The organism is Nitrospira sp. CR1.1 (assembly GCA_014055465.1).
Taxonomy (GTDB): domain Bacteria; phylum Nitrospirota; class Nitrospiria; order Nitrospirales; family Nitrospiraceae; genus Nitrospira_A.
Genome location: WIAF01000001.1, coordinates 809,435 through 822,428 on the forward strand (window position 1 = coordinate 809,435; position 12,994 = coordinate 822,428).

Consider the following 12,994-nt stretch of genomic DNA (forward strand, 5'->3'; position numbering starts at 1 on the left):
CGGCCTGCGGCGAGGCAGGAAAGGGGGTGTCGAGCCCCACGTCTGCGGGTTGGTGGCGGTTCGGTTCGTCCATGCCCAAAGTGAACGCCCTGAAGATTATGTGGACTGGAGCCCGGGAAAGCGCGTCAAGGATTTGGGTGCAGCCGGAAGACCACAAGCCTATTGTAACAGAAGGTATTGATTAGCGAAGAGAATTGATGGAAACCGCGAGCCGGTACTTCGAACGGATCCTTAGCCCCCGAACGGTGTGACTGGCGGAGTAATGGACGCGGCAGGTCCGACGAAATTGGAAAACATCAGCGTGGCTGCCACAGCCCAGTCGAGGAAGGGTTGCGGATAGATACCGATCACGAGCGTTCCGGCCAATCCAACATAAATGACCGCTCGCAAAGGGCCCGTGGTCCTGATGGGAGAGGAGTCGAGCGGCTCGTTGATGTACATCTTTTTGACGACGATCAGATAGTAGTACATCGAGACGACGATGTTGACGAGGCCGACGGTAATCAGAATGTAGAGGCCTTCTTTGATGGCGGCGACAAAAATGTAGAGTTTCCCGATAAAGCCGGCGAGTGGAGGGACCCCTGCCAGGGAGAGCAGAAAAATTAACATGGCAAATGCCAGAAAGGGTGAGCGCCGGTTGAGTCCTCGATAGTCGTCGATCTCATCACTGCCCACCGAATTGCTGATCGCCATGATGACTGCGAAGGCTCCAAGGTTCGCGAAGAGATAGGTCAAGAGGTAGAACAGGATCGAGTCTGTGCCCATTTTGGTTCCTGCGGCCAGACCGATCAGCACGTTTCCGACCTGGGCGATACCGGAATAGGCCAACAGACGTTTAATGTTTCGTTGGGCGATAGCCACGATATTGCCGTAGGTCATCGACAGAATCGATGCGGCGACGATAAGCAAGGCCCATGCAGGCTTGAACATTGCCAAGGCCACGAGGAACAACCGAAGCAGGATGGCGAAGGCCGCGACTTTCGGTGCGATGGATAGGAAGGCGGTCACAGGGGTCGGCGCGCCATGATAGGTATCCGGAATCCATGAGTGGAAGGGCACGGCGCCGATTTTGAATCCCAACGCCGCAAAGATCAGCAGGAAGCCGATAACCAATCCCGTGGTCGGGGCCGCGCCGGTCATGTCGGAAAAGACGAGCTTGCCTGTTTCGCCGTACACGAGGCTGATACCGTACGCAAGTAATCCCGCCGCAAAGACGCCCAGGATGAAGAACTTGAGGCCTGCCTCGTTGGAGGCCATGTCGTCACGGAGATAGGAGACCAGGACGTAAAAGCCGAAAGTCGCGAACTCGAGGGTGACAAAGAGGGATAAGAGGTCGTTGGCCGAGGCCATGAACATCATGCCCAAGGCCGACATCGCGACGAGGAAGTAATATTCGCCTCGAAAAAGGGAAAACCGATGGACATAGTCGATTGAGAGGAGAATGACCAGGATGGTCGCCAACAGGATCATGACTTTGAAAAAGATCGCCATTCGATCCACGACGAACATCTTCCCGAACAAAGTGCCGGTGATGCCGGTCATGTCGAACCATGCGAGGCAGGCCAGGGTGACGATCACTCCAAAGATGGTCAGGTAGGCCAATTGTTCCTGCACGATGCGTTTGAACGAAAAATCGACGGCCAGGACCACGCACAGCCAGAGCGTAAGGAACAGTTCGGGAAGCAAGAGGAGGAGATCGCTGGCTGAAAGCGTCAGGGAAAAGGTCATCGCGGGGTCACCTTCGCAATCGCCTCACGGGAAGCTGACACGGCCATGGTGGGCGAGCTGGCTTGTGGATTGTTCATCGGAAGCTCTGCGACCGGGACCACTTTGGTGATACGGGCGATCAGCGGGTCGACTCCTGACCTGACCACGGAGTAGAGATGTCCCGGGAAAATGCCGAAGCTGATGCTGACCGTGATCATAATGAGCAGGGGCATGCGGTCGACAACCGCCACGGCATCGTGCGAGTGGCTGTACTTTTCCGCCATCGAGCCATAGAAGAGGCCGCGCATCATCTTGAAGAGATAGGCCATGGTCAACACGATTCCGAGCACCGCCACGACGACCTGGAAGGGATATTTATTCCAACTGCCGACGATGATCATCACTTCGGCGATGAAGTTGACAGTGCCGGGCATTCCGATCGAGGCCATACATCCGATGACAAAGGCTGCCGATATAAATGGCATCCTGTTGGACAGGCCTCCCAAGGACGGGATGTCGCGGGTGTGAGTTTGATCGTAGACCCAGCCGGCCATGGCGAATAGCATGCCGGTGGCCATAGCATGCGCGAACATGTAGATCACGGCTCCGCTGAGACTGATGTAGTCCAACGCCGCCATGCCCAGGAAGACATAACCCATGTGGCTGGAGCTCGAATAGCCGATGACGTATTTGGTGTCCTTCGCATAGTACGCAACCAGGCCGCCATAAATAATGCTGAAGATGCACAGCACCGCGGCGATGGGCATGAGTTCCCGAGTCGTCTCGGGAAGAATTTCAAATGCGACACGGATAATCGAAAAGTGGCCGAGTTTCATCAGCACGCCGGCATGCAACATGCTGGTGGCGGCCGGTGCGGCGGCATGACCGACCGGAGACCAGGAGTGCAACGGCCAAATCGGGGCGATCGACGCGAAGCCGAAGAAAATCAGCAGCCAGATGAGCGTGGCCAACGGTCCTGAGAAATGCGCTTTCTCGCGCAAAATGAGGATGTCGAAGGTGTTCAGCCCGGAGAATTTGTAAATGAGCAGAATGCCCATCAAGGCGGCCACGGCAAAGGCGGAAAGAAACAGGACGAGTTTCATCGCCGCGTATTCTTTGCTGTTCGCGCCGAAGTTGAAAATGAAGCCGACGGAGTCCCGTTGTTTCAGACCTTCAGGGTCCGTCATTTCGAGGTATTTTTTGGTATGGCTGCCCCACATGCCCAAGAGCAGATACATGGGGATGACGGACATTTCATAGAAGAAGTACAGGAAGAATAAGTCGAGCGACATGAAGACGCCGATCGTCGCCGCGGCGAGAATCAAGATCCAGATATAGAACTCTTTCATCCGGTCCTTGATATGCCAGGAGACGAATATGCCGGCGAATAAGAGGATGCCTGATGCGAGCACCAATGGGGTGCCGATGCCGTCTACGCCGAGATGCAGTGAAATGCCCAGCTGACGGGACCATTCAATGCGCTGGATGAACTGGTATCCGCCTTTCACGGAATCGTAGGCGTAGAAGAGATACACGGATGCGGCCAATGAGACGAAGGCGGACCCGGCTGCGATGCCGCGTACCAGCGAGACTTGCCGGTTTGAGACGAAAATGAGCGCGAGGGCCCCGAGAAACGGGGCGAATAAAATGATGAGCAGCGTGTATTCAGCCATGATCTTACTTCGCCGGCCCGTGGATAACGGTGTCTACTGAGGCTATTTTCGTGCGATCAAGCCGGTCGACAAGGGCTTGAATCGATCCATTCATCATCCTCAGGAATGGTGATGGATACAGGCCGATCCACAAAATCATGATTGAGAGCGACAGCGCAATGGTGATTTCTCGCATGTGGAGATCTTTGACGGCCGCCGACACGTTTTTACTAAGGGGCCCCAGCATGGCGCGTTCGTAATACCACAGAAAATAGGCGGCTCCGAAGATCACGCCGAGCACCGCCACAGCCCCAAACCACCATTTCGCCTTAAAGGCGCCCAGAAGGATTAAGAATTCCCCGACAAAACCGTTGGTCCCTGGCAATCCGATAGAGGCCATGCCGATCAAAAGGAGGAAGGTGGCAAGGAGCGGAGCCTGTTTCGCGAAACCTCCGAAGGAGGATAAGCGCGAACTTTGCTGACGAGTTGATAAGAACCCAGCCATGAAAAAGAGACCAGCCGTACTGAAGCCCAGGTTAATCATCGTCAGGAGGCTGCCCTGGAGGCCTTGAAAGTTCAAGGCAAACAATCCCACCACCACAAAGCCGAGATGGCTGATGCTGCTAAATGCGAGCAATCGTTTGAAATCCGATTGCACCAGCGCCACGACTGCCCCATAGAGAATGGCTGTCAGTGCCAAGACCATGACGATGGACACGACCCCTTCGCTTTTTGATGCATCGGGTAACAATGGGAAGGTGAAGCGAAGGAACCCGTAGGTGCCCAGCTTCATGCCGGCCAACATGACGGCCATTCCGATCGGACCTTCCACGAGGGCATCAGGGAGCCAGGTGTGGAAGGGAAAGACGGGCGCCTTGAAGGCAAATCCCATAAACATGAGCCAGAAAATGAGAATCTGCTGCGAGACAGGGATGGGAACCGACAACAACTCCAAGAGGTCGAAAGAATAGGCGTGGTCCAGGTGATGGGTCACGGCCCACTGGTGATAGTTGATGTCCAGCAAGGCAATGCCGACGAGCATGAAGACGCTGCCCAATAGCGTATAGAGAACGTACTTGAGCGCGGCGTAATGCCGGTCCGGTCCGCCACCCCAGAGCTTGATGAGAAAGTAGCTCGGGATGAGCATGAGTTCCCAGAAGACGAAAAAGAGGATCAAATCGATGGAGACAAAAATCCCGATGGTGGTGGTTTCGAGCGCTAGCAGGGCCATGAAGTAGAGCCGCACCTGGTTGCGCACCGTATCCCAGGAATAGATGACGACCAACACGGTGAGGAATGCTGTCAGACCCACAAAGAGCACACTGATTCCGTCGACAGCCAGGTGGTACCCGATTCCGAGCGCCGGAAGCCACCGCGCATGTTCTGCAAACTGCATGGCCGCGGAATCAGGGACAAACCGCACGAGGACGATGCACGCGAGAGCCAGTTCCACGAGGGCAATGCCCAAGGTCGTGGATTTGAGCAGGTCCTCGTCGTCGATGAGCCAGAGGACTGCCGCCCCGACCAGGGGGAGAAAAATCAGGTACGACAGAATAGGAAACCCGAAACTGAACTCTTCAAGCATCGTAAGTCCAAAAAGGTCTGACGCGTTAGCGTGCTGAATACCCGGTAGACCCGCCTCCGGTCCAGATCAACAAGATGAGGTGCACGAGAATGAAGAGTCCCGCCACGATGATGGCTGCGTACTGGTGAACCATGCCGGTCTGTAGGCGTCTCCAAGAGCGGGCCAACAGATGGTTTGCATAACCGATAACATTCAATCCTGCGTAGACGACGTGCTTCTCGGTCCAGGTAATGGCTGCCGAACTGGCATCCGTGCCGCGGTCAATAGAGCGGACGAGTCCGTCGATGATGGTCCGGTCAAACCAATCGCAGAACCTCCCCAACTGCTTCGTGGGTTCTACAAACAGCCGGTCGTAGAGCTCGTCGACATAATATTTGTTGAGCAGCGTGGTATACACGCCTGGCATGCGGTCGGCCAGCGCCGCTGCCGCGACCGATGGCCCGCTGTAAAAGTAATGTGCGAGTCCCCACCCAAGCAGCGCAATGACCGTCGCCGTTCCCATCAGCCCGAGTATCAATGCCGGCGGGGTGGCGTGCTCTTCCCCTGCCACGCCTGCCACGGAATGGAGGAAATGGTGAAACCAGCCGTTTTCTGGTGGGACGCCGGGAAACCCGCCGATAACGGACAGGGTTGCCAGCACTACGAGAGGTCCGATCATGACCATTGGCGATTCGTGCACATGTTCGGCCGTATGATGGTCGAGCCGCGACGTTCCGTAGAATGTCAGGTAGGTCAGACGGAACATATAGAAGGACGTAAGGAACGCACCGACCGCTGCCATGCCATAGAGGAGGTAGTGATGATGGACGAAGGCATGGCCCATGATTTCATCTTTGCTCCAGAATCCCGCCAGAGGCGGAATGCCCGCGATCGCAATCGTTCCGATGAGGAACAACGTATGAGTCCAAGGAATTTTTGATTTCAAGGCTCCCATCTTGCGGATGTCCTGCTCCCCGGAGAGAGCATGGATGACCGACCCGGCTGACAAAAAGAGGAGGGCTTTGAAGAAGGCGTGAGTCATGAGATGGAAGACGGCGGCTGTGTAGGCGCCGAGACCGCAGCCAAGGAACATATATCCGAGTTGACTCACAGTGGAATAGGCCAGGACGCGCTTGATGTCTGTCTGCACCAGGCCGATAGTGGCTGCAAACAGCGCCGTCAAGCCACCGATCCATGCGACCGTCGTCATCGCCATGGGCGCGAGGTCGAAAATGGCATGATTGCGGACGATCATGTACACCCCGGCTGTCACCATCGTGGCAGCATGGATGAGCGCGCTGACGGGTGTCGGGCCCTCCATGGCGTCGGGCAGCCAAGTGTACAGGGGTAGCTGGGCGGATTTGCCGACGGCACCGACCAAAAGGCAGAGGGCGATGGCGGTGGCCATTTCAGGCGACAGTTGCGCCGCATTCTGCATCACCTGCGTGTAGTCGAGTGTCCGGAAGTTCACGAAGACGAGGAAAATTGCCAGCAAAAAGCCTGCATCACCGATCCGATTGACGACGAACGCCTTTGTCGCGGCCTTGGCCGCCGACACCTTGTCGTAGTAATAGCCGATCAGGAGATACGAACACAGTCCGACGCCTTCCCACCCGATGAAGAGGACAACATAGTTGTTGCCCATGACCAGCAGGAGCATCGACACCATGAAGAGGTTCATGTACACGAAAAATCGTGTGAACCCCGCTTCTCCGTGCATGTATCCCACGGAGTACACATGGATGAGAAACCCTACTCCGGTGATGACCAGGAGCATGATGCAGGTCAGAGGGTCGATCAAGTAGGCGAGATTGATGGTGAGATCGCCGCCGAAGATCCATTTATAGGCAATGACTTCACGAGCGGTTCCAGTGCGCAAGGTTTCCGTAAACACCGCCAACACGCAGAGGAACGACATGAAGACCGAGCCCCAGGCAAACCGGTGAGCCAGGTCGTGCGAATAACGGTGTCCGAAGAGGCCGTTCACGATGACGGCCATCAGCGGAAACAGAGGAATCAATTTTACGATCAGATCAAAGGAGTCAGACACGTTACCACTTCAATAAGTTCATCTCGTCCACATTGGTCGAGATCTTGCCGCGGAACACCACAATAATGATGGCCAGTCCGATGGCTGCTTCGCCGGCGGCGATGGCGATGATGAACAAGGCCACGATCTGACCCTGCATAGATTCCAGATAATGAGAAAAGGCGACCAAATTGATCGTGGCTGCATTCAGCATGATTTCGACCGACATGAGCACGATGATAAAGTTGCGACGGATGAGGACCCCGAGCAACCCCGTCGTAAACAGGATGGCGCTGACCGCCACGTAGGCGGATAAAGGAATCATGCGTCCCGCCTCATTTCGATGGATTTGGGCGCTTTAGCCAGGACGATCGCGCCGACGATCGCGCCCGTCAGGAAGACACCGATAATTTCAAATTGAAGCAAATAATCGCTGAACATTTTGATGCCCACGGCATGCGCATCCCCGTTCAATAGGACGGCGGCCGTTGAGGCATCACCGCGAGATCCGCTGAACGGTGAACGTATCAATAGGAACAGCAGGTAGATCAACCCGATGACAGCGGGGGCCAAGAGATACGGAGTCCTGGCATGGAAGTAGCGGTCGTCAGTTTTCAGGTTCAACAACATGAGCACGAAGAGGTAGAGAACCAGAATGGCACCTGCGTAGACGATGACTTGAACGGCCCACAGGAATTCGGCGTTCAGCATGACAAACAGCCCTGACACGTGGAGCAGCAGAGCCAGCAGAGCCAAACCGCATTGCACAGGATTCTTCAACGCCACGGTGAGAATGCCGGCGACAATACTGACCACTGCGAAATACGCGAAAAACACGAAGGCCATAACGGTACGATTTAGCTCAAATGTTTGGGTTGTGACTGTGTGGGCTTCAGCACGGACTGCGGAAAGTAGTAACGATACTCCCGGCTTTCGTCCGAATTTTTTTCTTGGTTATGGGTGTACAAATATTTTTTGGCGTCCTCAAGGTGGCGTTCGCCGACCTCGTACAGCCGTTTCTTGTCGAAGAGGAGGGTCCGCTTGTCGTGGGTGGAATATTCATACATTTTCGTCATCGCCAACGCGTTGACCGGGCAGGCTTCGACGCAATATCCGCAAAACACGCATTTGGTGATGTCGATATAGAACTCGCTGGCAAAACGCTGCAGCGGGCGTTCGGGATCTTCCTGGCTGATCACCTTGATGCAACGCGATGGGCAGGCCGCTTCACAAAGATCGCAGCCCACACAGCGATCACGTCCATCGCTATAGCGAAGCAGCCCGAGCGCGCCGCGGTGGCCGTCTGGAATGGTGCGCTGTTCACGCGGATACTGGAATGTAATGGGTCGATGGAACATATGCTTGAAGGTGACCTTCATGGCGTCCCAGATTTCATAGAACAACGCCGCCTGCAGAACTTTTTTGGTCAAGGCCCCGACACTCATTCCCATCACCTTTGACGACATCAAAAAGACTGACGAGCTTACTCTTACGCACCAACCTTTTCAATCGTTACACGTGTCGATTTGAAATACGGCACTCCGGTCACGGCATCGGCTTCCGTGGTCATCAGATCTTTTATCGAGGGCTCGTTAAAATGTTCAGGGAAGAAACACGATCCGACCTGCACATCCGGATCGGCTTTCACTCCGGCCTGTATGGATCCTTGCTGTGAAGTTAGCCGGACAGTGGATTGTTCAGACAAGCCGAGTTTCTCCACGTCAGCCGGATTCATCCGTATACGCCCGTTGTTCGGCTCAATGTTGATCAGTCCTGACGCCTGCGTGGACATTTTTCCGGAATGGTAGAGGATCTGGCCCATCATCAGGGTAAATGGCCGTGAGCTGTCGGCCGTGGCCGGCTGCCGTCGATACCGAGTTGCAACCTCGCTGGAATAGCCGTTTGAGAGGTATGCATCGGCCGATGGAGAGATGCGGCGCGGCTGGCCGAGGTTATAGTAGCCGGGCAGCAGCTTCATGATCTCGTTCTGCACATCCTGCGGTGACTGATAGGGCCAATCGTAGCCGAGACCGTTGGCCAATGCGGTCATGATATGCCAATCCGGCAGACTTTCTCCGACCTGGTCAAGCGCCTGGCGGACACGCAATACCTTTCCTTCCAGATTGGTGAAGGTGCCATCCTTTTCCGCATAGGTAGCTGCTGGGAGCACCACATGGGCCACGCGGCCGGTTTCGGTCAGAAAGGGATCCTGAACGATCAAAAGTTGCAGCTTTTCGAGGGCGCCCTTCACATCCATGGAGGCCGGTAAGGTCGCCAGCGGATTTTCGCCGATGACATAAAGGGCCTTGATTTGGCCCTTCTGAATGCGGGTCAGAATTTCCAGAAGATTTGCACTAGTGCCAATTGCTGGAAGGGTGACGTCCCAGGCCTTGCCGAATCGTTCGCGGGCGCCGGGATCGTCGAAGCGAGCCTGCCCGGGAAGAAACTCAGGGGCAACACCCATGTCGATAGCGCCTTGTTCGTTTACCTCTTCGGTCACGGTGGTGACACCGGAGCCTGGTTGTCCCAGTTTGCCGGTGACCCATGCGAGGTCTAACAGCTTGAGGACGTTCTGGTATCCGTTTTGTCGTCGAACGATGCCTTCGGCGCACAAGGCTACAGCTCGCGGGGCCTCTGCAAAAATGGCGGCCACCTCGCGGATTTGTTCGACTGAAATCCCGGTCTGTGTGGCCACCTGTTCCAGTGATATCTGAGCGACGGCTTGCTTCAAGGCGGCAAATGCCTGCGGATATTGTGTCGTGCTCGTTTCATCGACCAGATCCTGTTCGATGACGGCTTTGACGAGCCCATCGATCAGCAATGCTTCCGTACCCGGCTTCACCAGGAGCGGATGCGAGGCCAATTGAGCGATATTCGTGTTCGATGAATCTGCAACGATCACTTGTGCGTGATAGACGCGGATGGCTTCTTTAATGCGGACGGCGGTCAGCGGGTTGGTTTCCGTGATATTGGAACCGATGACGAGGATGGCCTTGGCTTTGGTCAGATCTTCCCAGTCATTGAGCGGTCGGCCGATGCCGACGGCATGCCGAACGGCATGTACGTAATTCAGATGGCCGTACCGGGCGCTACTGTCGAGTTGGTTGGTTCTGAGACCGGCACGCAGGAGCTTTTGAAACAGGTACAGCTCTTCGTTTGTGCAGCGGGCGGTGATGAGGCCGGCAATGGATTCCGGTCCGTGCTTGCGATGGATGTCCGACAACCGGTCAATGACGGTCTGCATGGCATCGAGCCAGGGCGTCTCTGTCAGGGTGTCATTTGTGCGGACTAGGGGTTGGCGGAGCCGTTGCTGGCTGTCGATATACTGAAATCCGAATCGGCCTCGGACGCAGAGTCCGCCGTGACCTTTGGCGGTTTCTGACCGGTCGCCCCATTTATTCTTCCAGGAAAGGGGCGACGTGACTCGAACGACTTCCGTGTCCTTCGTTTCGAGATGCATTTGGCAGCCGTCGCCACAATAGTTGCACGTGGTCGAGGTCTTCTTCATCTGCCACGGTTTATAGAGATATTTCGAATACTTGTTCGTGATGGCGCCGACAGGACAGACGGCCAGGCAGTCACCACAGAATTCGCAAGCAAGCGGCTGATCACCTTTGGCTACAACCTGGTTGAAGCCGCCTTTCTTCATGAATTGCAGCGCGTCGATCATCAACACGTCTTTGCAGACATTGATGCATTCTGCGCAGGCGATGCACCGATTCATGTTGAAATCGAGCACGAGGCTGCGCGTGTCTTCCGGAATAAACTTTTGTTTGGCATTGGCAAGGTTGGTGACACCATGCTGAAAGGCCATGTCCTGGAGTTCGCAGTGCCCGTCTGCGTCACAGACGGGACAGTCCAGCGGGTGAACCGACAGGTGTTTTTCGACCGCTTTCTTTCTGGCGGCGAAGAGGTCATCCCCGTCGGTCCTGATCACCATCCCGGCCGCGGCCTTGGCGGTGCAGGAGCGCACCGGGGCCTTTTTCCCTTCCTGCATGACTAGGCACATTCCGCAGGATCCGAAGGGGTCGAAGGTGTAGTGATAGCACATGGCCGGAATAATCTTGCCCGTGCTGGCGATCACGTCGTAAAGCGAGACGCCGTCCTTGGCCGATACCGTTCGTCCGTCAATCGACAGCTCAATGGTCGCGGCTTCAACGTCTGGATTAGTCGCTGGTTTCAAACCCATACTTTTGGCCTAGTGCTGAATTATAAGTGTTTGGAGGTGAGCGAGAAATTCACGTTTCTGCACTCGCCTCACAAGTTGCTTATCTGTCACATTCTCCCATGACGATGTCGTACGTTCCGAAAATCGTCACGGCATCAGAGATCATATAGCCTTTCGACATATGATCGAATGCCCCCATGTGGATAAATGAGGGAGCACGAATTTTCAGCCGGTACGGCTTCCCACCGCCCGTGCTGACGATATAGAAGCCCAATTCGCCCTTGTGCGCCTCGGTCCCGCAGTAAATTTCCCCCGGAGGGGCATTGAATCCCTGGGAGAACAATTTGAATTGCTGAATCATGGATTCCAGGTTTGTGAACACGCGCTCCTTCGGCGGCAGGGTCACGCTGGGCACGTCGGCCATGATCGGCCCTTCCTGAATCTGTTCAAGGCACTGGCGGATAATTTTCACGCTCTCGTAAAGCTCCTGTACGCGAATCCAGTACCGATCGTACGTGTCGCCGTTCTTGCCGACAGGAACGCTGAATTCACACTTGGGATAAGCGGAATAGGGCTCGTATTTGCGAAGATCGAAATCAACGCCAGAGCCTCGTAATGTTGGTCCGCTTAAGCCAAAGCTCAATGCATCTTCTGCTGAAATAACGGCTACCCCCTTGGTCCGTGCGAGCCAGATACGATTCTTCTCGAGGAAGATGACGTATTCGTCGATCTTCGGTGGGAAGTAGTCGAGAAATTGCTTGAGTTTGGCGAACAACGACGGCGTGAAATCCCTCTCCACACCGCCAATGCGGTACCAGCTGGTTGTAAGACGGGCTCCGCAGAGTTCGTCGAACCAGTCGAGTAAAATTTCCCGGTCCCGGAAGCAATAAAAGAAGACAGTCATCGCACCGATATCAAGGGCTTGCGTACCCAGCCAGAACTGGTGACCGATAATGCGTTGAATCTCCGCGACGATCGTACGTAGATACTCCGCGCGATCCGGCACGGTGATGTTCATCAATTTTTCAACTGCCCGGCAGTAGGCAAAGTTGTTATACATCGCGCACACATAGTCGAGGCGATCGGTGTGTGGGATGAACTGATGGTAGGTTCCTTCTTCGGCCAGCTTTTCCACGCCGCGGTGGAGAAAGCCCATCACTGGAGTCGACTTGACCAATCGCTCGCCTTCCAACTCCAAAATGACCTTCAACACTCCATGAGTGCTGGGGTGTTGAGGGCCCATGTTGAGCAGGAGTTCCTCGGTCCGAAGCGTGGGAAGCGTTTCGCTCTCAGGGTGCTCCGGGTCGATTTTATAGACGGTGGTTCTTTGATCTTCGAACTGTGCCATGGTCGTTTAGCGGTTCAAAGCCCGTTCCCTAACGGCTTGGTTCATCCAAAAAGTCAAACGTGTCCCGCCAGCCTTTGCCGCGAAGCGGAAAGTCTTTGCGCAGGGGATATCCTTCCTCGTATTCGTCCGGCATCAGAATCCGGCGAAGATCGGGATGGTTCCGAAACCGGATGCCCATCATGTCATAGACTTCGCGTTCCATGAAGTCGGCGCCTTTCCAGACGTCGGTCAGGGAATCCACAATACAATCCGATTCCGGCACTCGAGTTTTTAAGCGAATCCGTTGTCGTGTGCGAATGGAGTAGACTTCGTAGACGACTTCAAACCGCTCTTCGTCGTCGGGCCAGTCGACGGAGCTGACATGGACGATGTAGTCAAAGCGCAAGGCGGGGTCGTCTCGCAGAAACCGGGCCACATCGTGCAAGGTTTCAGGCTTCACAGTGACGGCGAGGTCTCCGCGCCACTCCACCACTTTCGTGCAGGCGCCGGGGAACGTGTTCTCGATGCGTTGTGCGAGTTGACTCAT

Annotated in this window: 10 protein-coding genes; all 10 read right to left on the minus strand. The window is 55.3% G+C overall.

Annotated elements, in window-relative coordinates; genetic code table 11:
• Nucleotides 1-231: 231 nt before the first annotated feature.
• The 10 genes from nuoN to GDA65_04100 all read right to left on the minus strand — a co-directional run bounded on the left by nuoN (nt 232) and on the right by GDA65_04100 (nt 12,994).
• Nucleotides 232-1,728: an NADH-quinone oxidoreductase subunit NuoN gene (gene nuoN, locus GDA65_04055; protein MBA5861872.1), complete on the minus strand. Its 1,497-nt coding sequence runs from the start codon at nt 1,726-1,728 to the stop codon at nt 232-234.
• The gene (locus GDA65_04060; GenBank protein ID MBA5861873.1) at nt 1,725-3,380 is read right to left on the minus strand and encodes an NADH-quinone oxidoreductase subunit M; all 1,656 of its coding nucleotides are present in this window, start codon (nt 3,378-3,380) and stop codon (nt 1,725-1,727) included. The genes nuoN and GDA65_04060 overlap by 4 nt, the downstream gene beginning before the upstream one ends.
• A gap of 4 nt (nt 3,381-3,384) precedes the next feature.
• Complete coding sequence (locus GDA65_04065; GenBank protein MBA5861874.1) at nt 3,385-4,944, minus strand: NADH-quinone oxidoreductase subunit M; 1,560 nt, start codon at nt 4,942-4,944, stop codon at nt 3,385-3,387.
• A 25-nt stretch (nt 4,945-4,969) separates the two neighbouring features.
• Complete coding sequence (gene nuoL / locus GDA65_04070) at nt 4,970-6,973, minus strand: NADH-quinone oxidoreductase subunit L (GenBank protein ID MBA5861875.1); 2,004 nt, start codon at nt 6,971-6,973, stop codon at nt 4,970-4,972.
• Nucleotide 6,974: 1 nt separating this feature from the next.
• Complete coding sequence (gene nuoK, locus GDA65_04075; GenBank protein MBA5861876.1) at nt 6,975-7,277, minus strand: NADH-quinone oxidoreductase subunit NuoK; 303 nt, start codon at nt 7,275-7,277, stop codon at nt 6,975-6,977.
• Entirely contained in the window at nt 7,274-7,798 is a 525-nt protein-coding gene (locus GDA65_04080; protein MBA5861877.1) for a hypothetical protein, read from the minus strand. The genes nuoK and GDA65_04080 overlap by 4 nt, the downstream gene beginning before the upstream one ends.
• A gap of 11 nt (nt 7,799-7,809) precedes the next feature.
• Nucleotides 7,810-8,418, minus strand: a complete 609-nt coding sequence (gene nuoI / locus GDA65_04085; protein MBA5861878.1) for an NADH-quinone oxidoreductase subunit NuoI — start codon at nt 8,416-8,418, stop codon at nt 7,810-7,812.
• Between the two features lie 23 nt (nt 8,419-8,441).
• Entirely contained in the window at nt 8,442-11,141 is a 2,700-nt protein-coding gene (locus tag GDA65_04090) for a molybdopterin-dependent oxidoreductase (protein ID MBA5861879.1), read from the minus strand.
• Nucleotides 11,142-11,220: 79 nt separating this feature from the next.
• Nucleotides 11,221-12,468: an NADH dehydrogenase (quinone) subunit D gene (gene nuoD / locus GDA65_04095; protein MBA5861880.1), complete on the minus strand. Its 1,248-nt coding sequence runs from the start codon at nt 12,466-12,468 to the stop codon at nt 11,221-11,223.
• Between the two features lie 28 nt (nt 12,469-12,496).
• Nucleotides 12,497-12,994 (minus strand): NADH-quinone oxidoreductase subunit C, encoded by a 498-nt coding sequence (locus GDA65_04100; GenBank protein MBA5861881.1) that lies wholly within the window; start codon nt 12,992-12,994, stop codon nt 12,497-12,499.